The following is a 24,780-nucleotide window of genomic DNA, read 5'->3' as shown; positions in this document are numbered from 1 at the left end:
GCCGACGAGCGCCGCGAGCATCGCCGACGGCCCGAGCAGATACGCCGCGACGGGGATGACGGCCGCCGAGGCGAGCGCGGGGATCCACGGCGGGCGGAACTTGGCCGGCGGCATCGCCATGAGCAGCTCGCGCGTGCCGACGACGGACGCGGCCGTCGCGAGGACGACGAACGCCTCCTTGCGGATGAGCAGAGACGCGAGGACGAGCACGCCGAGCACGAGTGCGGCCGTGATGGCGGCCTTGAGGTCGCGCCCGGCCTTGTTCTTCTTCGCGGGGGCGGGCGCGAGCGTCTCGGACACGACCTTCGAGCCCACCCCCGGCGGGGGTGGGCTCGAAGGCTGCGCCGAAGCGGGCATGCCGAATGCGAGCGTGCGTCGAGGTCAGACCTCGAGCAGCTCGGCCTCCTTGCCCTTGAGCAGCGCGTCGACGGTGTCGACGCGCTTCTTCGTCATGGCGTCGAGGTCCTTCTCGGCGCGGGCGCCGTCGTCCTCGCCGACCTCCTTGTCCTTGACCAGCTTGTCGATGTCCTGGTTCGCCTTGCGGCGCACGTTGCGCACGCTGACGCGGCCGTTCTCGGCCTTGTCCTTGGCCATCTTGATGTAGTCCTTGCGGCGCTCCTCGGTGAGGGCGGGCAGGATGCAGCGGATCTGGTTGCCGTCGTTGCTCGGGTTGACGCCGAGGTCGGAGTCGCGCAGCGTCTTCTCGATCTCGGAGATGGCCGACTTGTCGAACGGGATGATGAGGATCGTGCGCGCCTCGGGCGTCTGGAACGACGCGAGCTGCTGCAGCGGCGTCGGCGCACCGTAGTAGTCGACCGTCAGGCGGTTGAACATCGCCGCGTTCGCACGGCCGGTGCGGATCGAGGCGAAGTCCTCCTTCGTGGCCTCGATCGCCTTGTCCATCTTCTCCTCGGCCTCGAGGAGGATCTCGTCAATATCCATGGTTTCGCTCTCGTTTCTCGGACGTTCTCGGGAACAGCCACGTTCGGCCCCGCGTCAGGACGCGGAGACCACCGTGCCGATCTTCTCACCCTGCAGGGCGCGGGTGATGTTGCCTTCACCCTCCATGCCGAACACGACCATCGGCAGCTTGTTGTCCATGCACAGGCTGAACGCTGCGGCGTCGACGATCTTGAGCCCGCGCGCCAACGCGTCGGCGTGCGTGACGACATCCAGCTTCACCGCGTCGGGGTTCTTGCGCGGGTCATCGGAGTAGACGCCGTCGACACCGTTCTTCGCGACGAGCACGGCGTCGCATTTCGTCTCGAGCGCACGCTGCGCGGAGACGGTGTCGGTCGAGAAGTACGGCATGCCCGCGCCGGCACCGAAGATGACGACGCGGCCCTTCTCCATGTGACGGATCGCACGGCGCGGGATGTACGGCTCGGCGACCTGCGTCATCTCGATGGCCGACTGCACGCGCGTGTCGATGCCCTCCTTCTCGAGGAAGTCCTGCAGCGCCAGGCAGTTCATGACGGTACCGAGCATGCCGATGTAGTCGGCACGCGCACGATCCATGCCCTTCTGCTGCAGCTCGGCACCGCGGAAGAAGTTGCCGCCACCGACGACGACCGCGACCTGGATGCCGCTGCGCACGGCCGGCGCGATCTGGCGAGCGATGCCCCGCACGACGTCGGGGTCGACGCCGACGCTGCCGCCGCCGAAGACCTCACCGGAGAGCTTGAGCAGCACTCGGTCGTACCTGGGGATCGCCGGGGAGGCGTTCACCCTCTCGCTCGCGTCGGTGTCGCTCACTTCGCCTCCTGGCGCTTCGTCGGGCATGAGTCGGCCAATCTTTTCACACTGCTGAGGGCAGCCGAAAAACTTCAGTCTGCGAGCGGAGCGTACGTCGCGCCCAGTGCTGTGTCTTGCCCGGGGGTGAGGGTGACGGCGTCGTCCTTGATCGTGGCCGCCTCGACGCAGACGAACCGCGGCCACGCGTCGTCGGGTACGTCCGCGAGCGAGGCGGTCTTCTGCTGGGCGGGGTTCCACACGACCGCATCCGGCAGATTCTCGCGCTCGATGCGGTAGATCGGCGTCCGCCCCTCCGTCCGCCCCTGGACGACGGTGATGGGCTGTTTCGGCGCCGTGACGACGACGTCGACCTCGCCGTCGAACGTCAGGTCACCCTCGACGCGTGAGCGCTCCCCGCTGGCCTGATCGAGCATCGACGCACCCGTCAGCCCTTCGACACGCACCGTGCGCACGTCGTCGACCGCGAGATACGTGTGCAGCGCTGCCTCGAACGTCAGCGGGTCTGAGCCCTCGTTGCGCACGACGAGGCGCAGCCCGAGAGCATCGCCGAACGTGATCTCGAGGGTTGCGAACAGCCCCAGCGGCCAGTGCTCGGCGCCGTCGAGCTGCGCGACCGCCTCGGGAGTGACCACGAGCGAGACGATGACCGCCTCGCCCTCCTCGCGCACCGAGTGCAGCCTCCACCGCGCCCGACGCGCCAGGCCGTGCGACGGCGACAGCCCGCCGTCACGGCCCGCACCGAACCACGGGAGACACACCGGGACGCCGCCGCGGATCGCCGTCGACGGACCCGCCTGTGCCAACGGACTCAGCCACAACAGCTCACGCCCACCACGCGGCACGAAACTCGTCACCTGACCGCCGTGCAACTGCACGACACCCGACGACCGCGGCCCTAATACCTCCAGCGCCGGCAGGCCCGAGACCCCCTCGACGCGACGCACGCACTCCGGCAGATCCACCATGAAGCCACTCATGGACACACGCTAGTCCCTCCAGCGACGTGACGAGCCCCCACCTCACGCCGCGAGGCCCGGACGCGCTGCGCGCGATCCGGGCCTCGTCTGGCGCCATGCGGTGAGTTGAACGAGCGGTGCCAGACGCCATTCTTTCTGGCGTCTGACTTCGCGCTCACCTACGGCCGAGGCCCGGACGCGCTGCGCGCGTCTGGGCCTCAACCTCCGGTTCCCGCTCGGTCACACACCGACCTTGAACCGCGCAAAGCCCGAAACCTCCGCGCCTGCCTCATCAGCGACCTTCTTGACCGTCTTCTTCGCGTCCTTCGCGAACGGCTGCTCCAGCAGCACGTTCTCCTTGAAGTACCCGTTGACACGGCCCTCGATGATCTTCGGCAGAGCAGCCTCCGGCTTGCCCTCCTCCTTGGCCGTGGCCTCAGCGACACGACGCTCGTTCTCCACGACCTCGGCGTCGATCTCGTCGCGCGTCAGCACCGACGGGGAGAACGCGGCGATGTGCATCGCGATGTCACGAGCCGTCGCCTCGTCGCCACCCTTGAGTGCCACGAGAACACCGATCTGCGCCGGCAGGTCAGGGCTCGTCTTGTGCAGGTACGCCGTCACGTTCTCGCCCTCGAGACGCGCCACACGACGCACCTCGATCTTCTCGCCGATCGTCGCGTTGGCCTCGTCGAGAACCTCCGCGACCGTCTTGCCGCCCATGTTGCTCTTCAGCAGCGCATCGGCGTCAGCGGCCTCGACCGCGACAGCCTGGTCGAGAACCTGCTCGGCGAGGGCGATGAACTTGTCGCCCTTCGCGACGAAGTCGGTCTCGCAGTTGACCTCGACCAGTGTGCCGACGCCGTTCTCGACCTTCGCGGCGACGAGGCCGTTCGAAGCGGAACGACCCTCGCGCTTCGTCACGCCCTTGAGGCCCTTGACGCGCAGGATCTCGGTGGCCTTGGCCTTGTCGCCGTCAGCCTCGTCGAGTGCCTTCTTGACGTCCATCATGCCGGCGCCGGTAGCTTCGCGCAGCGCCTTGATGTCAGCGGCGGTGTAGTTCGCCATGAGTGTTTCGCTCCTCTGAGTCGAAAGAATGCAGGGGGTTTACGCTCCCCCGGCGCCGACACTGCCACGAGCAGTGCCGGCGCCGGGGGAAGACGTCATGAACGTCGAGCCAGTTTCTCAGGCCTGGGAGTCGGCGACCTCGGTCGCCGTCTTCTCGTCGACCTCGGCCACGGCAGCGGCCTCGTCAGCGTTCGTCGAGTCAGCGGCAGCCGTCTCGTCAGCAGCCTTCTTGATCGACGACGGACCCGTCTCGGTGTCCGTGTCAGCGGCGGCCTTCGCGCCGGCGTCGGAGGCGAGCAGCTCGCGCTCCCACTCGGCCATCGGCTCGGCGGCCGACTCGCCCGACTTGCCGGACGATCGGGCGACGAGGCCCTCGGCGACGGCGTCGGCGATCACGCGGGTGAGGATGCCGACCGAACGGATGGCGTCGTCGTTGCCCGGGATCTTGTAGTCGACCTCGTCGGGGTCGCAGTTCGTGTCGAGGATCGCGATGACCGGCAGGCCCAGCTTGCGCGCCTCGTCGACGGCGAGGTGCTCCTTCTTCGTGTCGACGATCCAGACGGCCGACGGGATCTTCGACATCTCACGGATGCCGCCGAGGACGAGCTCGAGCTTCGCCTTCTCACGCGACAGGAGCAGCAGCTCCTTCTTCGTGTAGCCGGAGCCGGCGACGTCGTCGAAGTCGAGAGCCTCGAGCTCCTTCAGGCGCGCGAGGCGCTTGCTGATCGTCTGGAAGTTCGTGAGCATGCCACCGAGCCAACGGTGGTTGATGTACGGCATGCCGACGCGGGTGGCCTGCTCGGCGATCGACTCCTGAGCCTGCTTCTTCGTGCCGACGAACAGGATCGTGCCGCCGTGGGCGACCGTCTGCTTGACGAACTCGTAGGCGTCGTTGATGTAGGTCAGCGACTGCTGGAGGTCGATGATGTAGATGCCGTTGCGCTCCGTCATGATGAAGCGCTTCATCTTCGGGTTCCAACGACGGGTCTGGTGTCCGAAGTGGACGCCGCTCTCGAGGAGCTGGCGCATGGTGACGACGGCCATGCCGAAGTCCCCTTTCATGTCGAGGTTTCAGTTCGTGCAGCCGGATTGCTGCCCTGGCGGCCCGACCATCACCCACCGTCGGCCATTCCCCTCACAGAGGTTCACGATCGACGGACCGAAGGGCGAGGGCCCGCGACGTACGCCCTGCGAGAGCAGGATGTACGAGGCGTGAGGCCACGCGAATTCGTCTCGCGGCCCGCCCACACATCACCTCTGCTCGACCCGGCTCTCGAGACGGAACTCGAAGCCGGAGGTGCGATCAGGTGGGCGACGCGCATCAGGGCACACAAGACGTGCCTCCAGCGTACCGGCTCGAGGGGGCAACCCGAAATCGCCGCCAGGGGTCCTAGATTGGAGCGATGAGCGACTCGACGACGCCAGCACCGCAGACCTCGCCCGCGCCCCGTGCGGGCCGACGCAGCGCCATCCGCCCCGCCGGCGGGCAGACGATCTTCTCGCGCATGACGGCGCTCGCGGCCGAGACCGGCGCGCTCAACCTCGGCCAGGGCTTCCCCGACGCCGACGGCCCCGAGGCCGTGCTCGCAGCGGCCCGCCAGGCCATCGCCGACGGCGCGAACCAGTACCCGCCGGCGCGTGGTGAGCGGACGCTGCTCGAGGCGATCGCCGCGCACCAGCACCACTGGTACGGGCTGGAGGTCTCCCCCGACACCGACGTCCTCGTCACCGTCGGAGCGACGGAGGCGCTGGCGAGCGCGATCCTCGCGTTCGTCGAACTCGGCGACGAGGTCGTCGTGTTCGAACCCACCTACGACTCCTACGCCGCTGACATCGCGCGTGCCGGCGGCGTGCGGCGCACGGTGCCGCTACGTTTCCCCGACTTCGCGCTCGACGAGGACGCCCTCGCCGCGGCGTTCAGCGAGCGCACCGCGCTCGTCCTGCTCAACACGCCGCACAATCCGACCGGCAAGGTCTTCACCGCGGCGGAGTGCGCGACGATCGCCGAGCACGCCGCGCGCCACGACGCCGTCGTCATCAGCGACGAGGTGTACGAACACCTCGCGTTCGCGCCGCACGAGCACATGCCCTTCGCGAGCACCCCCGGCATGCCCGAGCGCACGCTGACGATCAGTTCGGGTGGCAAGACGTTCAGCACGACGGGGTGGAAGATCGGGTGGGTCAGTGGCCCTGCCGACCTCGTCGCCGCGGTGGCGAACGTCAAGCAGTTCTTGACCTTTGCGAGCGGCACGCCGCTGCAGCACGGCATCGCGGCCGGGCTGTGCCTGCCCGACGCGTTCTTCGCCGAACAGCGCGCCGAGATGGCGGCCCGCAGTGCTCTGCTCGTCGACGGACTGACGCGCGCCGGGTTCGACGCCGTTGCGCCACAGGGCGGCTATTTCGTCCTCGCCGACGCGGCGCCCCTCGGCGTCGACGACGCAGCCGAGTTCGCGCTGCGCCTGCCGACGGAGGCGGGGGTCGTCGCGATTCCGGCGTCGGCGTTCTGCGACGATCCGGACGCCTCCGGCATGACGAGTGTGCTGCGCTTCGCGTTCTGCAAGCAGCGCTCCGTCATCGACGCTGCGATCGAGCGGCTTGTGGATACGTACGGCCGCAGCGCGCGAACGACGTGATCTGCAGGCCCGTCCACAGGGTCTCGGGCTGACGCCGCGGCCCCACGGCGTGTGCGCTGCAGACTGTCGACATGGCCATCCTGCGCATCGTCTCGTCCCTGCTCGCCGTGGGTTCCGCCGGCCTCGTGGGGTTCGCCGTGGTGAGCCCGTCGGTGGTGGGATCGTCGGTGGTGGGCCCCTCTGTGGTGGGCGGGGCTGAGAAACCGAGGGCCTCGATGCCCGTCCGGCCGCGGCTCACCCGGCCAAGGGTCGAACGCCCGGGCGTTGCGCCGCTGCCGCCACGACGTTCGGCACCACCGCAACCGTCGCTGGAGCCCATGGCGGTCGTCGGCACGCACCGCGGAGAGCCCATCACGCAGGCCCTCACTCAGGCGAGCGTCGACACGAGCCGGAAAGCAACCACCGCGCAAGCGCTCGCCCGACCCAGCGTCGGCGCGCTGGACGATGCGCCCAGTGCCGGGTTCGCCTGGCCGGTCACGCCGCACGAGGTCGTGCGTCGCTTCGACCCGCCGGAGGTCGTGTGGGGCGCCGGTCACCGCGGCGTCGACCTGCGCTCGTCACCGGGAGCACCCGTCGTCGCGCCCTCTGACGGGGTCGTCACCTTCAGCGGCAGTGTCGCCGGGCGCGGCGTGCTGACGATCCGTCACCCCCAGGGGTTCGACACGACCTACGAACCTGTCAGTCACCAGGTGTCCAAGGGGGCGAGCGTGCATCGCGGGGAGCACGTGGCCGATCTCGAACCCGGGCACTGCGAGCCGGCATGCCTGCACTGGGGTTACAAGGTGGGGCCGAAGAGCTACCGCGACCCGCTGACGCTCATCGCGCACCGACGCCCCGTACTTCTTCCGCCCCTGTGAGCATCTGGCCTCGTCGGCGGCGCCGACACGTCAGGGGGCTTGGGTTGGCCCCCGCGGCACCAGAGACGCGGTTTCTCGACACGCGCGCCTCACGCGCGTGGGTGGGCCTGTTCGAACCCGGCCCGGAGGCGTTCGGCGGAGACGTGGGTATAGATCTGCGTCGTCGCGAGCGAGGCATGGCCGAGGTATTCCTGGACGGTGCGCAGGTCGGCGCCGCCCTCGACGAGGTGCGTGGCGGCACTGTGTCGCAGAGCGTGCGGCGACAGCGTCGGCGCGCCGTCGACGGACGCTGTCGCGCGGTTGACGAGTTCCCGGACGATGCGTTGGTCGATCCGACGCCCCCGCACCCCGACGAACAGGGCTCGCTCCCCATCGGCCGCGAGCGCCCCACGGCACCTCAGCCACCGTTCCAGTGCCTCCCGCGCAGGCAGACCGTACGGCACCATCCGTTCCTTGCGGCCCTTGCCCATGACACGCACGAGCTGGTTCGCCTCGTCGAGCGCACTCACGTCGAGGGAGGCCAGCTCGCCCACGCGCATGCCGGAGGCGTAGAGCAGTTCGAGGACGGCGGCGTCCCGAGCCCTGACGGCGCGCTCTTCGGGACCGGCCGCAGGTGTCGGTGCTGACTGATGGGGCGAGACGGTCTCCGTCGGCGCTGCCCCTGCCTCACCCGCTTCGGAGTCGACGTCGACGGCCGCCTCAACTGACTGGCGTGTGGCGGAGCCGGCATCAGCGGCTGTTTCACCGCAGCCGCGTGCGGCGGGGACGGCCGCGGCCGCTGCCTCGTCCGCCGCATCGAGGATCGCGGCGGCCTGATCGACTCGCAACACCTCGGGCAGTGACGTCATGCGGCGCGGCGCGCTGAGTCGCACCGACGGGTCGGTCGCGATGACGCCCCTGCGGCGCGCCCAACGACAGAACGTCTTGACCGCCGACACCCGTCGAGCCAGGGTGCTGCGCGAGTTGCCCGCCTCGCTCTGCGCGGCCAGCCAGCTGCGCAGGTCGTTGAGGGTGAGGTCGGACCACGAGGCGACGTCGGCCCCCGTCAGGTGGAGGCGCAGGGACGCCAGGTCGACGGAGTAGGCACGCACCGTGTTGGTCGAACGGTCGCGTTCGGCACTCAGGTGATCGAGGAACTGCTCGATCACCCGTTCACTCGGCCCACGTGGCTGGCTCGGTCCACTCACCCGACGAGAGTACGTCCCGCCGCGTCACACCGCTCGCAGCACACGTCGCAGGAAGCGCCCGTCGTCCCTGGTCCCGCTCCGGGGGCGTTCCAACGAACGACCGCGAAAGTGGCGTTCGCGATCCCCTGGTGCTGTGTGGGTGGGCGATCCGTTCACGCCTTGCGCCACCCTCCGTCCTCACGCGCTGCCAGACCGGCTGCGAGCAGCTCCCCGAGGGCTGAGACGACCTCGCGCTCCGGGCGTCCCGCGGTGCGCGCCACACGTTCCAGGGAGGTCGGCTCACGCAGCGGCAGCGCGTCCCAGACCAGGCGCGCCCGCGGTCCGACGGCGTCCTCGGGCCGCGCGAGCACGGGCAGCGTGTCACGTGTCGTGGCGCGCGGGCCGTAGGAGCCGACGAGTTCCATGACGTCCTCCGCCCCGGTGACGAGCACGGCGACTCCGTCACGCACGAGCTCGTGGCAGCCGGCGCTCGCCGCTGACGTGACCGGGCCGGGCACCGCGCCGACGACGCGGTTGAGTTCCTCGGCTCGCCGGGCCGTGCTGAGCGATCCGGAACGCAGCCCCGCTTCGACGACGACCGTCCCGGGAGCTAGCGCGGCGATGAGCCGGTTGCGATGAAGGAAACGCTGGCGCATCGGCGCGAATCCCAGGGGCATCTCGCTGACGATGACGCCGCGCTCCCTGATGCGCGCGAACAGTTCTTCGTGCGCCGTGGGATACACGCGATCCACGCCTCCCGCGACGACGCAGACGGTGTCGGCGTCTCCGGCGAGCGCCCCGCGGTGCGCCGCGGCGTCGATGCCGAAGGCTCCCCCGGACACGACGCTCACCCCGTGCGTGCCGACGCCCAGCGCGATCTGCGCCGCGATCCGCTGCCCGTAGTGCGTCGCGGCGCGCGCCCCGACGAGCGCGACGGAACGTTCTGCGGCGCAGGCGAGATCCCCCTCCCCGATGACGAAGAGTGCGTGCGGCGTCTCGGGTAGCTCGTCGAGCCCGGTGGGCCACTCCTCGTCGCCGGGTACGAGCACCCGCGCTCCCACGACGTCGAGGCGCCGGCGTTGCTCGTCGAGGTCGAGGGCGCGTAGCCGCGTCGTGAAGTTCTCCCATTTGTCAGGGGATTCCTCGACGGCGGAGAGCGCCTCCTCGTGCCCGAGGGTGTCGACGAGGGCGTGAGCCTTGGGATCGCGCGGTTCCGCGATGTGGGCCCACACGAGGCGCGCCGCCCGCTCGCCCGCACTCATGGCCGGGGCCGGCGCATCGTCGCGCGCCCCCGCTCGATCCGCTCGCGCAGCCGCGTGGGCAGGGCCGGGATCGAGGCAGGCCCCCAGGGTTGTCGACTCGGTGACGGAGAACAACGCCCCGCCCAGGGGCGCGGCGCGCCGGGTTTGGGGATCGAGCATCGAGGCATCGAGCGTCGCAGCGCCGAACGCCGAGATGCCGTCGTCGGGAACAGGGTCGAGATCGGTCATGACTCGGGGTGTCCTTCTCTGAGGGTGAGGGCCGTGAAGACGTCCTCACGGGTGGGGCGGTTCGCTCCACGCAGGTCGCACAGCGTCCACGCGAGCCGCAGGATGCGGTCGTAGCCACGCAACGTCAGGGAACCGGTGTCGAGCGCCTGGTCGAGCACCGCGATGTCGCCCGCCTCGAGCGCCCAGGGTGACGAACGCAGCACGGCGCCCGGAACCTGAGCGTTGAGGCGGTGCCCGAGCGGCGCCCATCGGGCGGCGGATCGCTCGCGCACCTCGAGGACCCGGTCGGCGACGCTCGCGCTCGCTTCCCCCGGCCCGGCCGCGAGGTCGCTGCGGGTGACCGCGTTGACCTGGAGGTGGACGTCGATGCGATCGAGCAGCGGGCCGGACAGTCGTTTGAGGTAGGTGCGGCGCGCCTTCGACGTGCACGTGCAGGCCGCGCCGCGGCCGATGTAGTGCCCGCAGGGGCACGGGTTGCTCGCAAGCACGAGCTGGAAGCGGCACGGATAGCGCACGACCTGCTCCGACCGCGCGATCGTCACGCTGCCGCGTTCGAGTGGCTGGCGCAGGCTGTCGAGCACCTCGCGACGAAACTCGGGGGCCTCGTCGAGGAAGAGGACGCCGGCGTGTGCCTGCGTCACCGCCCCAGGCCGTGGGCGCCCTGGCCCACCGCCGATGAGGGCGGGCATCGTCGTGCCGTGGTGCGGCGCGACGAACGGAGGTTTCTCGACGAGCGGCCCGCCGCGGAAGACGCCCATGACGGACTGGATGCTCGTCACGGCCATCGCCTCCTCCCGCGTCAGGGGCGGCAGGATGCCCGGCAGCCGGCTCGCGAGCAGCGTCTTGCCAGCACCGGGCGGCCCGATGAGCGAGACGTTGTGCCCGCCGGCCGCCGCCACCTCGAGGGCGGTTCGCGCCTCGTACTGGCCGACGACGTCGCGCATGTCGTCGCTGGGCGGGGCCTCGACGTCGTCGTCGGCGGGCTCCGGCCAGGGCAGGTCGAGAGTGCGTCCTTCGGCCCTGACTCGGTGGAACGCCACGACGTCCGACAGCGAGCGCACCGGGTGGATTCTCAGCCCCCACACGAGAGCGGCCTCGGCCGCGTTCGCCGTCGGCACGATCACCTCCCGCTGCCCGGCCTCCAACGCCGCGAGGCAGGCCGGGAGCACACCGTGGACGGGCCGCACCGTGCCGTCCATCCCCAACTCACCGATGTGCATGACGCCGGCCGCCTCGGCAGGACCCACCTGCCGGGTCGCGGCGAGCACGGCCACACCGATCGCGAGGTCGAGCCCGGCACCGGCCTTGGGCAGCGACGCGGGCGCGAGGTTGATCGTCAGGCGCGTGTCCGGAAAGGCGAGCTCCGACTGGATCATCGCCGAGCGCAAACGGTTCGGCGACTGCGAGATCGCCGTGTCCGGCATCCCGGAGATGATGACGCGGGGCAACCCCTGCCCGACGCTCACCTCGACGTCGACGACGGTGCCCTCGATGCCGGAGACGACGACGCCCTTCGTCATCCCGAAGCTCACAGGATCACCCGCCGACGATGGTCGACGCGGACGCCGGTGGCCAGCACGTCGACGCCGATGACGTCGATGCGCACCGCGGCGGCGGACACCTCGCGCTCGCGGAGCCACAGGCAGGCCAGGCGGCGCAGACGCAGGTGCTTCTCGTGCGTCACCGCCTCGACCGCGGGCCCGAAGCGTTGCGAACGTCGCGTCTTCACCTCGACGACGACGATCTCGCGCCCGTCACGCGCGACGACGTCGATCTCACCCTCGCTGCATCGCCAGTTCGTCTCGAGGATCTCGTAGCCGAGCGAGGCGAGGTAGGCACAGGCATGACGCTCGCCCTGCGCACCGAGCGTGCGCCGCGGGTCCGGCGGTGATGCGGCGCCCGTCGAGGGGGTCGAACGGGCCGCCGCCCCGGCCGGGGCCTCTCGCGTGGGTCGCGCCCGCCCGGCAGGTGGGGCGAGTTCGTGCTCGGTCGTGGTGCTCCCGGCGCGTGGCCGCGTCGAATTGTCGGTCATGGTGACCACCTCCGCACCCCAGCGAAGCGGGTGCGGGCACCTCAGCGCTCGTCGCCGGAGGCCACCCTGTGGAACAGGGGTGCAGCACGGTCCGATCAGCCCCTGCAGCCGTCACCGTCCCCAGGAGCGAGATGCGCCAGGCCGCCGACCCGCCCGTCGACACCGGCGCCACGCGAGCGGCGGCGCACAGCGCGAGCGCCATAGGGTCCAGGCCGGGCGGTTCAGTTCGTGAAGCCCGGCCCGTCGGGGATCTCGAGGTCGTTCTTGGCGAGTTCTTCGACGTTGACGTCCTTGAACGTCACGACGCGCACGTTCTTGACGAACCGCGCAGGGCGGTAGATGTCCCACACCCAGGCGTCCTGCATCGTCACGTCGAAGAACACGTCGGCGCCCTCACCGCGCACCGTCATGTCGACGGCGTTGCAGAGGTAGAAACGTCGCTCGGTCTCCACGACGTAGCGGAACAGGCCGACGACGTCGCGATATTCGCGGTACAGCGCCAGTTCCTGCTCGTTCTCGTACTGTTCGAGATCCTCCGCACTCATCGGGATCTCACTCCTCGTCGCTCGTCGGGGCGGGCACCGCGCCCGTGTCGCGGAAAGTCTTCCACGAGCGCCGATGCAGGTCGCATGCGCCGTGCGCGGCGATGGCCGCGAGGTGGTCGGGCGCGGAGTATCCCTTGTTGATCTCCCAGCCGTACACCGGGTGGTCGCGGGCCGCGTCGACCATCATGGCATCACGCTCCACCTTGGCGAGCAAACTGGCTCCGGCCACCGACGAGCACCGCATGTCGGCCTTGATCTGGGTGACGACGTGCCACGTCGGGGCGCTCTCCGGCTCGAGCAGGCCCAGCAGTCCGATCGTCTCGGGCTCGCTCAGCCAGTCGTGCTTGCCGTCGAGGATGACGACGTCCGGGCGCACGCTCAGCTGCGCGAGGGCGCGGGTGCCGGCCAGGCGCAGCGCGCGCGTCATGCCGAGCGCGTCGATCTCGGCGGGCGAGGCGTGGCCGACGGCGCCGTCGAACGCCCAGCGCCGAACGCGGCGCGCGAGATCGGGGCGCCTCGGCTCGGGCACGAGCTTGGAGTCCTTGACACCCTGCGGCACCGTCGACGTCGCCGCATCGACGACGCTGACGCCCACGCTGACGGGGCCCGCGAGCGCACCGCGTCCTACCTCGTCCATGCCTGCGACGAGTGCGTGCCCCGCGCGCAGCAGCTGACGTTCGAGGCGCAGGGTCGGGGTCGAACTCGTCATGCGTGCGTTCCCGTCATCGATCGTGCCGTCTCATCGTGCGCTCCAGTAGGTTTCGGCGACGGTGCCGATCACCGATTCGAGTGGGACGAACCCTCCACCCGGGTCACCGAGGTGGCCGCGGGAGTCATCCGAGAAGTCGCGGTTGTCACCGAGGACGAACAGGTGATCGGCTGGGACCCGCACCGAGAACGGCTCCGCCGAGGCGCGTCGCTGCCCCTGGGGCAGATACGGCTCGTCGACGACGCGCCCGTCGACGCGCAACCTGCCGTCGTGGCCGACGCTCACCGTGTCTCCGCCGACCCCGATGACGCGCTTGAGGTAGTCCTGGTCGTTCGGGCGGAACCCCAGCCACCCCGCGGCGGTGTCGAGTGCGCCGAGCACCCCGTCGCGCGGTGTCTGCTCGTAGAACACGTCGGCACCGGAGAAGACGATGACGTCACCCCGTCGTGGATGATCGTGCAGCTTGTCCACCACGATGCGATCCCCCACCTGATACGACGGCTGCATCGAACGCGACGGCACGGTGAACGTCTCCGCGACGAACGCGTGGACGAGCAGCAGCGCGACGAGGACGCCCGACAACACCCACCCGAGCACGCGCCGCAGCGAACGAGGACGCAGCGAACGCGTGCGCCGGGATGCGCCGAAGGCGCGGCCCCGCGTGGGGGTCGCGCCTTCGGGGTGACGCTCGTCGTCCATGGACGTCATGAGCCGTCTGGGAGCTGTGCGCGTTCTCAGGCCTTCTTGGCGGGAACCGCGTCTCGCTTCTCCTTGATCTTGGCTGCCTTGCCGCGCAGGTCGCGCAGGTAGTACAGCTTGGCGCGGCGCACGTCACCGCGCGTCACGACCTCGATCTTCTCGATCACGGGCGTGTGGACGGGGAACGTGCGCTCCACACCGACGCCGAAGGACACCTTGCGGACGGTGAAGGTCTCGCCGACGCCGCCGCCGTGGCGACGGATGACGACGCCCTTGAACACCTGGACACGCGAACGCGTGCCTTCGATGACCTTGACGTGGACGTTGAGCGTGTCGCCGGCGCGGAATTCCGGGACGTCGGAGCGCAGGCTCGCCGCTTCGATCGCGTCGAACTTGTTCATGTCGATCTCTCGTATCTGTGGCACGCGCAGGTTGCCACGGTCAGTTCCGGCCATGGTGGCCGGAAAGCTGTGCGGAACGTGCGGCATGTCGAGTCTCATGACCCGCGTGATCGACGAGGTGATGCCCGGGATGATCTACATCGAAACCCCGGGGGTACCTGCCGCACGAGTCACTCCCCCTGCGGCGGGGACTCATGGCGACATGACGCAAGGGTTCATCCTGCCAGGAACGGCCGCCATGAGGAAATCCGCAGCCCCGGCGCCCCGGCGAAAGACGCCCCCTGCCCGCCGGGCAGGCAGGGACGTGGGTACATGGAGAGGCGCGGTACGACGCTCAGCGCCCCCGGCGACGCTTGGTGAACACGACCGTCGTGCCGTTCGGCTGCACGACACCGCGGAACCCGGCCTTCTTGTAGAGCTTGAGGTTGTGCTCGCTGCCCGTTCCGGTGAAGAGCTCGAACCGCGTCGCGTCGCTCGGGGCGACCTCCTGGATGAACTCCAGCAACGCGCGCCCCAGGCCGCGTCCGTGCAGGTCGGGCACCACCATGAGCCGGCCGATGTGCCAGGTGTCGTCGACGAGCTTGCCCCGCACCGAACCGATGAACCGGCCGTCATGACGCAGGACGTACGTGTCCCACTCATGGAGCGACGCCGTGAGCGATTCGACCGTCTCGTGCTGTGCGGGGATCGTCAGCGTGTCGTTGAGGATGCCCTCACGCAGCCAGCACGCGTGCGTGCACGTCAGCAGATCGCCGACGTCGGCGGGCGTCGCCTTCGCGATCAGGGCACCGCCCCAGCGATCGTCGACGCCACCGGGCGTCACGGCCGAGGAGGCGTGCAGCAGGTCGGGACGACGCGCGGCCGTCCGCTCGAGGCGCTGCTGGTGTCGCCACGCGGCGACCTTGCCGTGATCGCCGGAGAGCAGCACCGGCGGCACCTCACGTCCCTGCCAGGTCGCGGGTTTCGTGTAGACGGGGTACTCGAGCAGACCGTCCTCGTGCGACTCCTCGACGAGCGACTCTGCGTTGCCCATGAACCCCGGCAGCAGCCGGGCCGCGGCCTCGATCATCGCGAGGACGGCGACCTCTCCCCCGTTGAGCACGTAGTCACCGAGGGAGATGACGCGCACCGGCATGACGTCGGCCGCAGCCTCGTAGACGCGTTCGTCGATACCCTCGTATCGGCCGCACGCGAAGATCAGCCAGTCCTCGTCTGCGAGTTCGCGCGCGAGCCGCTGCGTCAACACCTCACCACCGGGGCCGGGGACGATGAGCGTCGGCGTGCCGTCGCCCAGGGTGCGCACATGCTCGAGCGCTTCCCACCACGGCTGCGGCTTCATCACCATGCCGGCCCCACCGCCGTAGGGCGTGTCGTCGACGGTGCGGTGACGGTCGTGCGCGAAGTCGCGCAGGTCGTGCACGGCCACGTCGAGCAGGCCCTTGCGCTGCGCCTGACCGGGCAGGCTGAGCTTCAGCGGTTCGAGGTATTCAGGGAAGATCGAGATGATGTCGCAGCGCACGAGTTCAGTTCGCCTCCGCCGGATCGGTGGCCTCGAGCGCGGCGCTGTCGTCGGGGGCGTCGGGCGCATCGGGACGTGCGAGATCGAGCAGCCCCGGCGGGGGCGTGACGACGACGACGCGCGCGTCCTCGTCGATCTCGGGCACGATCTCCTCGACGAACGGCACGAGGATGTCGTAGCCCTCGACACCGTCGACGACGAGCAGATCCTGCACCTCGCGTGATTCGAGCGCCTTGACGACGCCGACCTTCTCACCGGCGACGACGACGTCGAACCCGAGCAGGTCCTCCTCGTACCAGGCGTCGTCCTCGTCGAGGTCGTCGGCCTCGGCGAGCAGCTTGATGCCGCGCAACCCTTCGGCGGCCGTGCGATCGGGCGCCTCGTCGAAGGCGAGCAGGTGGAGGCCGTTGTGAACGCGCGCCGAGCGCAGGGTCAGCGGGCCGCGTGAGGCCGGTTCCGTCTCGAACGTTTCGCCGGGCACGAACCGCTGCTCCGGCGAATCCGTGTGCAGCTGCACGGTCACCTCGCCCTTCAACCCGTGAGCCTTGCCGATCCGTGCCACGACGACGTCATCCATGCCGCCTATTGTCGCATCGCACCAGCACAGCCCTGGCGCCCGTGTCGCGGGCGCACCCCGCAGGTCCGCCACCGGCCCGACGCGCCCAAGCCCTTCGCGGCGCGACCACACCCCGGCCGCTCGCCCGGCCGACGCATCCGGCAATACGAAACCGCCCCCACCGTGACGGCGGAGGCGGTTTCGTCGGTGCGACAGCTCAGCGGGCGCGGTCGGTGTCGACGATGTCGACACGAACCGGGCGACCGCCGGCCAGCGCGGAGACCACGGTGCGAAGGGCGGAGGCGGTGCGACCGGAGCGGCCGATGACGCGCCCCAGGTCGTCGGGGTGCACGCGAACCTCGAGGAGTTCGCCGCGGCGCCCGTCCTTGTGACGCACGACGACGTCGCCGTCGTGGTCAACGATGCCCTTGACGAGGTGCTCCAGTGCTTCTTCGAGCACGAGGATCAGGCCTCTTCGGTCTTCTCGGCCTCGGCAGCCGGAGCGTCAGCGGCGGGGGCCTCGGCGGCGGGCGCCTCGGCCTTGGGGGCGTCAGCCTTCTTCTTGGCCGTGGTGGCGCCGTCCTTCGAGGAGTCCGTCGCGTTCTGCGCAGCCTTGAGAGCGGCCTCGTAGAGGGCCTTCTTGTCGGCCTTCGGCTCGGCCTTCTTCAGCGTGCCCTCGGCACCCGGCTCGCCCTTGAACTTCTGCCAGTCACCCGTGATCTTGAGCAGCGCGGCGACCTGCTCGGTCGGCTGCGCGCCGACGGAGAGCCAGTACTGCGCACGCTCGGAGTCGATCTCGATGAGGCTCGGCTCCTCCTTGGGGTGGTACTTGCCGATCTCCTCGATCGCGCGGCCGTCACGCTTCGTCCGGCTGTCCATGACGACGACGCGGTACTGGGGCTGACGGATCTTGCCGAGGCGCTTGAGGCGAATCTTGACTGCCATGGTGGCGGTCTCACTTTCTGTTCGTGTGAACCACGGCAAGACCGAAGGGGGTGTGACGGCGAGCGTTGTACGGACGCACACCGAACCTCGCGGGGAACCGTGACTCGGGGTAGGCGCGCATCTGCGGTGGCAGACACACGGGTACCCCGCCATTCTGCCAGAGGGCGCCAGCTACGCCCAATCGCCGCGTTCCCTCGTGATGTTGCCCGGGTTCTCGGACGCGGGCGCCCGAAAACCCGGGCGACATCAGGAAGGGACGTCAGCTCTCGCGCGCGTGGCGTTCGAGGAACTGGTACACCTCGGTGTCGTCGACGCCCGGAAACGTGCCGGGCGGCATCGCGGCGAGCAGGTGCGAATGCACGCGAGCGCTCGGCCAGGCGTGCCCGCCCCAGCGCGCCGTCAGCTCCCCCGGCGGCTGCGTGCAGCACGACGGGTCGGGGCATCGCGACTGCGAGCGCGACGTCGTCTCGCGCCCGCGGAACCACTTCACGTGCTGGTACGGAGTCCCGACGTTGACGCTGAACAAGCCCGACGAGGTGCGATCGACGAACGCCGAGCACCAGTACGTGCCCGAGCGCGTGTCCGTGTATTGCTGGTACGAGCGCGACAGATCGGGCTGGTCGAACACGACACGCGCCGTCCAGTGCTTGCACACCCGCTGGCCCTCGATGGCGCCCGTCGCGTCCGCCGGGAAGACGATGCCGTCGTTCTCGTACGCCTTGTAGATGACGCCGTCGGCGCTGATGCGCATGAAGTGGACGGGGATGTCGAGCACCTTCGTCGCGAGGTTCGTGAACCGGTGCGCGGCCGTCTCGTAGGAGACGCCGTACGCGTCGCGCAGGTCCTCGATAGAGATGTCCTTGGCCGCCTTGGCCTCGAGCAGCCGCGCCCCCAGCTCCTTCTCCGGCATGAGGACGGCCGCCGCGAAGTAGTTGATCTCGACGCGCTGGGAGAGGAACTCGGCGTAGTCGGCCGGCACCTCGTGGCCGAGGACGAGGTGCCCCAGCGCCTGCAGCGCGAGCGAACGCGCGTCGTGCTGGCCCGCCTCCGGCTGCGGCAGGTAGATCCGGCGATTGGCCAGATCGCTGACGGTGCGCGTCGAGTTCGGCAGATCCGAGGTGTGCACGAGCGAGAACCCGAGGTGCTCCGCCATCCGATCGACGGAGGTGCGCGAGACCGGCCCGCCCGCATGCCCGACGCCGGCGAGCAGGTCGGCGGCTGCCTGCTCGATGTCACCGAAGTAGTTGTCGGCCTCCCGCATGCGCGTGCGTAGTTCGGCGTTCGCACGCCGGGCGTGCTCGGGCGTCGCGGCGCGCTCGCTCCGCATCGACGCGAGCGCCTCGTGCATCCCGACGAGCGCCTCGAGCGCCTCCGTCGGCAATCGCGGCCCGACCCGAACCGTCGGCAGCCCGAGCGCCGAGTACTGCTCGGCGCGCTGCGCGCGTTCGAGTCGGATCTCCAGCGCGGCACGCCGTGACGGCGGCGCGGTCGCGAGCAGGTCGGCGAGGGGGACGGCGAGCACCTCGGCCAGCGACGTCAGCACCGACAGTCGCGGCTCGCGCTTGCCGTTCTCGATGAGCGAGAGCGCCGACGGGCTCATGCCGACGGCGGCCGCGACGTCTCCGAGCGTCCGCTCGGCGCCCTGACGTACGTGACGCAGGCGGCGTCCGATCGTCAGGGCGTCGGGTGCGGCGCGCTCGGGTCGGGTGGCCGTCTCGGTGGAGACGCGGGGGCGCGACAGCCGCCCCTCGCGCGGTGCGCTCGTGTCGCTCATACCGTTAACCTTCGCCCGCGCCATGCGTCACCTCGTGCTCACTCGGAGCCAAAGACCCCGAAAAACCTGTCGATGTGTCAATAATCGCAGATCTTTATCGGAAAACTCTTGTTACTTGCCAGTTCGATCGGCCAGAGTGGACACATCGAGCCCCACCGCCACCCGGCTGAGGCTTCACCGAGGAAAGGACCAGGAGCCATGACTGGCGAGAACATCCAGGCACGCGCCGCCGAGATCCAGAACGACTGGGACACCAATGAGCGCTGGAAGAACGTCAAGCGTGACTACAGCGCTGAGGACGTCGTCCGTCTCCAGGGCAGCATCCAGGAGGAGTTCACCCTCGCCAAGCACGGCGCCGAGAACCTCTGGGAGAAGCTGCACACCGAGGACTTCGTCAACGCCCTCGGCGCACTGACGGGCAACCAGGCCGTCCAGCAGGTCAAGGCCGGCCTCAAGGCCATCTACCTGTCCGGTTGGCAGGTCGCCGGTGACGCGAACCTCGCCGCCCAGACGTACCCGGACCAGTCGCTCTACCCGGCCAACTCGGTGCCGCAGGTCGTCCGCCGCATCAACAACGCCCTGATGCGCGCCGACCAGATCGAGTTCTCCGAGGGCATCAAGAGCGTCGACGAGTGGCTCGTGCCGATCGTCGCCGACGCCGAGGCCGGCTTCGGTGGCCCGCTCAACGCGTACGAGCTCATGAAGTCGATGATCGCCGCCGGCGCCGCCGGCGTGCACTGGGAGGACCAGCTGGCCTCCGAGAAGAAGTGCGGCCACCTCGGCGGCAAGGTGCTCATCCCGACGAAGCAGCACGTTCGCACGCTGAACGCCGCCCGCCTCGCCACCGACGTGTCGAACACGCCGACCGTCGTCATCGCCCGCACGGACGCCGAGGCCGCGACGCTCATCACGTCCGACGTCGACGAGCGCGACCAGCAGTTCCTCACCGGCGAGCGCACGAACGAGGGCTTCTACAAGGTCAAGAACGGCATCGAGCCCTGCATCGAGCGTGCGAAGGCCTACGCGCCCTACGCCGACCTCATTTGGATGGAGACGGGCACGCCCGACCTCGAGCTCGCGAAGAAGTTCGCCGAGTCCGTCAAGGCCGATTTCCCCGACCAGATGCTGGCGTACAACTGCTCGCCGTCGTTCAACTGGAAGAAGCACCTCGACGACGACACGATCGCCAAGTTCCAGCGCGAGCTGGGCGCGATGGGCTTCAAGTTCCAGTTCATCACCCTCGCCGGCTTCCACGCTCTCAACTACTCGATGTTCGACCTGGCCCACGGCTACGCCCGCGAGCAGATGAAGGCGTACGTCGAGCTGCAGGAGCGCGAGTTCGCCTCCGAGAGCCGCGGCTACACGGCCACGCGTCACCAGCGCGAGGTCGGCACGGGCTACTTCGACCTGGTCGCCACGACGCTCAACCCCGAGTCGTCGACGACCGCGCTGAAGGAGTCGACGGAGAGCGCTCAGTTCTGAGCTGCTCCCGCCACTGAACCGGCCCCCATCCCCCGCGCGATCACCTGGCTCCGATCGCGTGGGGGTGGGGGCTCACCCCTACCCCCGTCGCGCCGTGCACCTGATCGCTCGATCCCGCGATCATGCGTGCCGCGGCCGCCGTGTCCGCGTCGCGAGCGTCGCCCGCCCGGGCGTCGCGATCGGTCATGATGGAGTCCAAGCCCAGCCCAGCCGTCGCCCCGACGACGCCCACAGCGCACCCGAAGGAGGGCTCATGAGCTCTTCCCCCACCGTCCGCGGTCAGCTGCACCCTCGGTTCGAGGAGGTCCTGACGCCCGGCGCCCTCGCCTTCCTCGGCCGGCTCGACGGAGCGTTCGCCGGGCGTCGCGCCGAACTACTCGCGCAGCGTCGCGACCTGTCACGCCGCATCAACACGGGCACCGACCTCGACTTCGACCCCGCGACGCAGTCCGTGCGTGACGACGCGTCGTGGCAGGTCGCGCCCGCCGCGCCGGGGCTGCTCGATCGCCGCGTCGAGCTCGTCTCCCCCGTCACGCGCTCGATGACGCAGCACGCGATGGAGTCGAACGCCTCGACGTGGCTCGCGGATCTCGAGGACGCGACGTCACCGACGTGGTTCAACATGATCGAGGGCCAGGTCGTGCTCGCCGACGCGGTGCGCGAGTACCGCGCGCACCCGGAGCGCAAGCGTCCGACGCTCATCATGCGCCCACGCGCGTGGCACCTGTGCGAGAAGCACCTGACGGTCGACGGCCGCCCGATCTCGGCGACGCTCGTCGACTTCGGCCTGTTCTTCTTCCACAACGCGCAGACTCTCATCGACGCCGGGTTCGGCCCGTACTTCTACCTGCCGAAGATCGAGTCGGCGGCCGAGGCGCGCCTGTGGAACGACGTCTTCGTCGAAGCTCAGGACGCCCTCGGCATCGAGCGCGGCACGATCCGTGCGAGCATCCTCATCGAGACACTGCCCGCCGCGTTCGCGATGGAGGAGATCCTCTACGAACTGCGCGAGCATGCCGCCGGTCTCAACGCGGGCCGCTGGGACTACATCTTCAGCTACGTGCGTACCTTCGCCCACCGCGGCGACGAGTACGTCCTGCCCGACCGCGAGCGCATCACGATGACGACGCCGTTCATGCGCGAGTTCACCGAACTGCTCGTCACGACGGCGCACAAGCGCGGCACGCACGCGATCGCCGCGCCCGCCGCGAACAACCCGACGCTGCAGGACGACGACATGCGTCACCGCGTCCTCAACGTCGTCCACACCGAGAAGGAGCGCGAGGCCGAGGAGGGTTTCGACGGTTCGTGGGTCGCCCACCCCGCGATGGTCGACACGGTGCTGTCTGCCTTCACCCACGTCCTCGGCGACAAGCTCGACCAGATCGACGTCAAGCGCCCGCAGCGCTTCGACGCGGCGGCCCTCGTCAGCCTCGAGGGCACGATGCAGACGACGAGCCTGCAGGGCGTGCGCCACAACGTCAGCGTCGCGCTGCAGTACCTCGCGGCGTGGATCGACGGCAAGGGCGCCGTCGCCATCGGCAACTTCATGGAGGATGCGGCGACCGTCGAGATCTGCCGCGCCCAGCTGTGGCAGTGGCTGCACCACTCGACGCAGCTCGCCGAGGGTCCGCAGGTGACGCGGGAGCTGCTCGGGCGCGTCATCGACGAGGAGATGACCAAGCTCAAGCGCACCGCCGACGCCGACGAGTCCGAGCGCCTCGACGAGGCCCGCGAGGTGCTCGAACGCAGCGCGCTCACCGACGAGCTGCCCGGATTCTTCTCCAACTACGCCTACGTCCGCTTCCTGCTCGACGAGGGGCTGCGCATGCCGCGCAGCATCGACTCCGACGACCTTCGTCAGTCGGAGAAGGTCGACGAGGTCGCCTGAGCTCGGCCGTGTGACGCCGACGGGTACGGCGAGCGATCTGCGTGCCCGTGAGCGCGTCGAGCCGTCGCCCCGGGGGCGTTGTCGGTATGAGGTGATAGAAAGATGACGTGGCGTCGCGCAGGTGCACGCCACGTCATCGTCACGTCCAGCGGGCGCACTCGAGAGGTAATCACCATGATCTTCATCGTTGTCAAGTTCGACGTCCGCCCCGACAAGGTCGACGGGTGGATGGACCACGTCGCCGACTTCACCGCGGCCACGCGCGCCGAGGCGGGCAACCTGTGGTTCGAGTGGAGCCGCAGCGTCGAGAAGCCGAACGAGTTCGTGCTCGTCGAGGCGTTTCAGGACGACGCGGCCGTGGCGCACGTCTCCTCGGACCACTTCAAGGCCTTCACGTCGTCGACGGCTGAGTGGCTCACGGCCACGCCCAAGATCGTCTCGCGTCAGGTCGAGGGCGATGGCTGGGACGAGATGGGTGAGATCAGCGTCGACTGACGCGGATCACGAGGGGGAGGACGCACGATGCGCACCCTGACAGTAGGACGCCTCGTCAGCGTCTTGTTCACGGGGTGCCTGCCGCTCACGGCCTGCAGCTACACCGGTGATTCGCTCAAGGCGCCCGCCGGCCAGAGCGCGACGACGGTGACGGCGTCGCCGTCCACGACCCGTCCGTCGCCGTCGAGTTCGGCGTCATTTGATTCGTCACGCGTCGCCGACACCTTCGTCACTCCGGGAGGCACGGCTCAGGCCGGGTCGATGACGTTCTGCGACCAGGCGAAGGTCAAGAACAAGAGGTGCACCTCCCCCACCACCGTCTACGAGGGCGGCGACCTCGCCTGCGCGACCACGGTCAAACCGGGACGCAAGGTGAAGATTCGCGTGCTCAAGGACGGCAACGAGCTGACGTCGCAGACCGGCGACGTCGGCAGGCCCGGTTCGGACGGCAAGGTCGCACTGAGCGGCGACATCGGCGTCGCCCCGGCCGCCATGCCCGCCGGCATCTACACGTGCGAGTTCACCGTCGACGGCGCCAAGCCGGTGAGCGGCTCCGTCGAGGTCAAGGGCCCGCAGGGCGTCGACGGCGCCAGCCAGGTGCGCATGTGCACCGAGATCAAGGACACCCCGGGGCGAAAGAAGAAATCGCGCTCGTGCGCCGAGACCTCTGACGTGATCCAGCTCGAGCGCGGCAAGGGCCTGCAGTGCTCCGCCGTCGTCGCGGGGGCGAAGGGGTCGCCACTGCGCGTCCGGATCCGCAAGGGCACGCGGGTGTTCGACTTCCCGTTCGAGGCAGGGCGCGTCGACAAGAACCTCGGGGTGGTGACGGCGAACATCACCGTCGCGGGCAGCGATGACGCCCGCTGCGAGGTCTACAAGGGCGAGAAGCTGCTCGTGCGGCGCGACTTCCGGGTCGTCGTGAACGGCTGAGACCAGGCCGCATTCAGGATCTATCGAGGCTTCATGAGTTCTTTTCTCCGAGATGGAACCGGATCCGTGTCCAACGCATCAGAATGATGACACCGACAACCAGGAGGACGCCATGAAGATCAGCCGAACCATCGTCCCGACGCTCGCACTGGCCTCGCTCACGCTTGCAGGATGCAGCACCGTCGAGAGCGGCGGCAGCTCATCGTCGGGCGCCGCTGTGCCGAGCAACCCCATGTCGTCGAGCCCCACGGCCGCCCAGTCGCAGGCCACGTCGGCTGCGCCCGAGACGTCGAGCGCCGCTGAATCGTCGCCCGAGTCGTCGCCCGCGACCTCGGAGACGAGCTCGTCAGCATCGACCGACTCGTCTTCGTCGCCCAGCTCGCAGGCAGCCAGTTCTGCAAAGGTGACGAAGAGCGACATCATCGGCTTCGCCTCGAGCCACGAGACGCGTTCGTGCCTCAGCAAGAACCTGGCTTACGTGTCGTCGGCTCAGTTCTGCAAGGAGGACGCGAGCAGCATCGACGCCTCGTACAAGGGCCAGCGGGTCTACTTCACGACAGCCGTGCAGTTCAAGTCCAGCGCGAAGTACAGCTATGAGATCTCGAACGGTTCACAGTCGAAGAAGGGCACGCTCGACTCCAAGGGCACCTCGAACGCTGACGGCCAGGCTGTCACGCTGACCGTCAAGGTACCGATGGAGCAGTCGGGCACCTACTCGATCAAGTTCCTCGAGAACGGCTCGCAGTTCGCTTCGGACTCGGTGAACGTCACCGTCAAGTGACGCGCTGACCGAGCATGCTGCCGGGCCCTCACCACGCGTGTGGTGAGGGCCCGGCAGCATGCTCGGTGTGGCGCGACCTCAGCGTGGCTCGACGTC

The 24,780-nt window shown here is 69.4% G+C and carries 26 protein-coding genes and 1 pseudogene; 7 read left to right on the top strand and 20 right to left on the bottom strand.

From position 1 onward, the window contains the following. The 6 genes and pseudogenes from AX669_RS03815 to rpsB form a co-directional block, all read right to left on the bottom strand. Nucleotides 1-300: pseudogene (locus tag AX669_RS03815) on the bottom strand (phosphatidate cytidylyltransferase); the annotation flags it as partial. 81 nt (nt 301-381) lie between these two features. Further along, nucleotides 382-942 carry a ribosome recycling factor gene (gene frr / locus AX669_RS03810; protein ID WP_006944866.1) on the bottom strand — a complete coding sequence of 187 codons (561 nt, stop codon included), beginning with the start codon at nt 940-942 and terminating at the stop codon, nt 382-384. 54 nt (nt 943-996) lie between these two features. Then, complete coding sequence (gene pyrH / locus AX669_RS03805) at nt 997-1,755, bottom strand: UMP kinase (protein WP_006944885.1); 759 nt, start codon at nt 1,753-1,755, stop codon at nt 997-999. A gap of 71 nt (nt 1,756-1,826) precedes the next feature. Beyond that, on the bottom strand, nt 1,827-2,732 hold the full coding sequence (locus AX669_RS03800; protein ID WP_082740566.1) for a D-hexose-6-phosphate mutarotase: 906 nt from the start codon (nt 2,730-2,732) through the stop codon (nt 1,827-1,829). A 219-nt stretch (nt 2,733-2,951) separates the two neighbouring features. Further along, a complete protein-coding gene (gene tsf, locus AX669_RS03795; RefSeq protein WP_038568786.1) occupies nt 2,952-3,779 on the bottom strand; it encodes a translation elongation factor Ts in 828 nt (275 codons plus the stop codon). Nucleotides 3,780-3,896: 117 nt separating this feature from the next. Further along, entirely contained in the window at nt 3,897-4,823 is a 927-nt protein-coding gene (gene rpsB / locus AX669_RS03790) for a 30S ribosomal protein S2 (RefSeq protein ID WP_062256714.1), read from the bottom strand. 359 nt (nt 4,824-5,182) lie between these two features. Here rpsB and AX669_RS03780 point away from each other — a divergent pair, with 359 nt between their 5' ends. Further along, entirely contained in the window at nt 5,183-6,412 is a 1,230-nt protein-coding gene (locus AX669_RS03780; protein WP_006944893.1) for an aminotransferase class I/II-fold pyridoxal phosphate-dependent enzyme, read from the top strand. Nucleotides 6,413-6,729: 317 nt separating this feature from the next. Further along, a complete protein-coding gene (locus AX669_RS03775) occupies nt 6,730-7,269 on the top strand; it encodes a M23 family metallopeptidase (RefSeq protein WP_006944892.1) in 540 nt (179 codons plus the stop codon). Nucleotides 7,270-7,358: 89 nt separating this feature from the next. Here AX669_RS03775 and AX669_RS14090 read toward each other — a convergent pair whose 3' ends face one another. The 13 genes from AX669_RS14090 to AX669_RS03710 form a co-directional block, all read right to left on the bottom strand. After that, on the bottom strand, nt 7,359-8,417 hold the full coding sequence (locus AX669_RS14090) for a tyrosine recombinase XerC (RefSeq protein ID WP_006944860.1): 1,059 nt from the start codon (nt 8,415-8,417) through the stop codon (nt 7,359-7,361). Between the two features lie 191 nt (nt 8,418-8,608). Beyond that, complete coding sequence (gene dprA, locus AX669_RS03765; RefSeq protein ID WP_062256710.1) at nt 8,609-9,925, bottom strand: DNA-processing protein DprA; 1,317 nt, start codon at nt 9,923-9,925, stop codon at nt 8,609-8,611. Beyond that, nucleotides 9,922-11,457 (bottom strand): YifB family Mg chelatase-like AAA ATPase, encoded by a 1,536-nt coding sequence (locus AX669_RS03760; RefSeq protein ID WP_006944861.1) that lies wholly within the window; start codon nt 11,455-11,457, stop codon nt 9,922-9,924. Before AX669_RS03760 ends, dprA begins: the two co-directional genes overlap by 4 nt. Next, nucleotides 11,454-11,957, bottom strand: coding sequence for a YraN family protein (locus AX669_RS03755; RefSeq protein ID WP_082740568.1), 504 nt, complete (start codon nt 11,955-11,957; stop codon nt 11,454-11,456). Before AX669_RS03755 ends, AX669_RS03760 begins: the two co-directional genes overlap by 4 nt. A gap of 221 nt (nt 11,958-12,178) precedes the next feature. After that, a complete protein-coding gene (locus tag AX669_RS03750; RefSeq protein ID WP_006944864.1) occupies nt 12,179-12,502 on the bottom strand; it encodes a DUF2469 domain-containing protein in 324 nt (107 codons plus the stop codon). A 7-nt stretch (nt 12,503-12,509) separates the two neighbouring features. Beyond that, on the bottom strand, nt 12,510-13,211 hold the full coding sequence (locus tag AX669_RS03745; protein ID WP_062256708.1) for a ribonuclease HII: 702 nt from the start codon (nt 13,209-13,211) through the stop codon (nt 12,510-12,512). A 30-nt stretch (nt 13,212-13,241) separates the two neighbouring features. Then, the gene (lepB, locus tag AX669_RS03740) at nt 13,242-13,919 is read right to left on the bottom strand and encodes a signal peptidase I (protein ID WP_082740562.1); all 678 of its coding nucleotides are present in this window, start codon (nt 13,917-13,919) and stop codon (nt 13,242-13,244) included. A 26-nt stretch (nt 13,920-13,945) separates the two neighbouring features. Further along, nucleotides 13,946-14,311, bottom strand: a complete 366-nt coding sequence (gene rplS / locus AX669_RS03735) for a 50S ribosomal protein L19 (protein ID WP_038571206.1) — start codon at nt 14,309-14,311, stop codon at nt 13,946-13,948. A gap of 334 nt (nt 14,312-14,645) precedes the next feature. Then, nucleotides 14,646-15,830 carry a tRNA (guanosine(37)-N1)-methyltransferase TrmD gene (gene trmD, locus AX669_RS03730; protein WP_062256704.1) on the bottom strand — a complete coding sequence of 395 codons (1,185 nt, stop codon included), beginning with the start codon at nt 15,828-15,830 and terminating at the stop codon, nt 14,646-14,648. Nucleotides 15,831-15,834: 4 nt separating this feature from the next. Continuing rightward, a complete protein-coding gene (gene rimM, locus AX669_RS03725) occupies nt 15,835-16,407 on the bottom strand; it encodes a ribosome maturation factor RimM (protein WP_062256701.1) in 573 nt (190 codons plus the stop codon). A gap of 196 nt (nt 16,408-16,603) precedes the next feature. Beyond that, nucleotides 16,604-16,846, bottom strand: a complete 243-nt coding sequence (locus AX669_RS03720) for an RNA-binding protein (RefSeq protein ID WP_006944891.1) — start codon at nt 16,844-16,846, stop codon at nt 16,604-16,606. Nucleotides 16,847-16,851: 5 nt separating this feature from the next. Continuing rightward, nucleotides 16,852-17,331 carry a 30S ribosomal protein S16 gene (gene rpsP, locus AX669_RS03715; protein WP_062256699.1) on the bottom strand — a complete coding sequence of 160 codons (480 nt, stop codon included), beginning with the start codon at nt 17,329-17,331 and terminating at the stop codon, nt 16,852-16,854. 259 nt (nt 17,332-17,590) lie between these two features. Beyond that, entirely contained in the window at nt 17,591-19,105 is a 1,515-nt protein-coding gene (locus AX669_RS03710; RefSeq protein ID WP_062256697.1) for a helix-turn-helix domain-containing protein, read from the bottom strand. A 198-nt stretch (nt 19,106-19,303) separates the two neighbouring features. Between AX669_RS03710 and aceA the strand changes: the two genes are divergently transcribed. The 4 genes from aceA to AX669_RS03685 all read left to right on the top strand — a co-directional run bounded on the left by aceA (nt 19,304) and on the right by AX669_RS03685 (nt 23,903). Next, nucleotides 19,304-20,587: an isocitrate lyase gene (gene aceA, locus AX669_RS03705; protein ID WP_062256695.1), complete on the top strand. Its 1,284-nt coding sequence runs from the start codon at nt 19,304-19,306 to the stop codon at nt 20,585-20,587. A 253-nt stretch (nt 20,588-20,840) separates the two neighbouring features. Next, complete coding sequence (gene aceB / locus AX669_RS03695) at nt 20,841-22,478, top strand: malate synthase A (protein ID WP_062256690.1); 1,638 nt, start codon at nt 20,841-20,843, stop codon at nt 22,476-22,478. 174 nt (nt 22,479-22,652) lie between these two features. Next, the gene (locus AX669_RS03690) at nt 22,653-22,973 is read left to right on the top strand and encodes a putative quinol monooxygenase (protein ID WP_038568821.1); all 321 of its coding nucleotides are present in this window, start codon (nt 22,653-22,655) and stop codon (nt 22,971-22,973) included. A gap of 27 nt (nt 22,974-23,000) precedes the next feature. Continuing rightward, entirely contained in the window at nt 23,001-23,903 is a 903-nt protein-coding gene (locus tag AX669_RS03685; protein ID WP_156444916.1) for a hypothetical protein, read from the top strand. A 78-nt stretch (nt 23,904-23,981) separates the two neighbouring features. Here the strand turns inward: AX669_RS03685 and AX669_RS03680 are convergent, their stop codons facing one another. Beyond that, entirely contained in the window at nt 23,982-24,326 is a 345-nt protein-coding gene (locus tag AX669_RS03680) for a hypothetical protein (protein ID WP_136788072.1), read from the bottom strand. On the opposite strand from AX669_RS03680, the gene AX669_RS03675 reads away from it, so the two are divergent. Beyond that, nucleotides 24,307-24,684, top strand: a complete 378-nt coding sequence (locus tag AX669_RS03675) for a hypothetical protein (RefSeq protein ID WP_038568827.1) — start codon at nt 24,307-24,309, stop codon at nt 24,682-24,684. The genes AX669_RS03680 and AX669_RS03675 overlap by 20 nt on opposite strands. The last annotated feature ends 96 nt before the right edge of the window (nt 24,685-24,780 follow it).

This window comes from Dermacoccus sp. CCH2-D9 (assembly GCF_001556795.1).
GTDB lineage: Bacteria > Actinomycetota > Actinomycetes > Actinomycetales > Dermatophilaceae > Dermacoccus > Dermacoccus nishinomiyaensis.
Note: the sequence above shows the minus strand (reverse complement) of the source record. Positions and strands in the feature narration are given on the sequence as shown.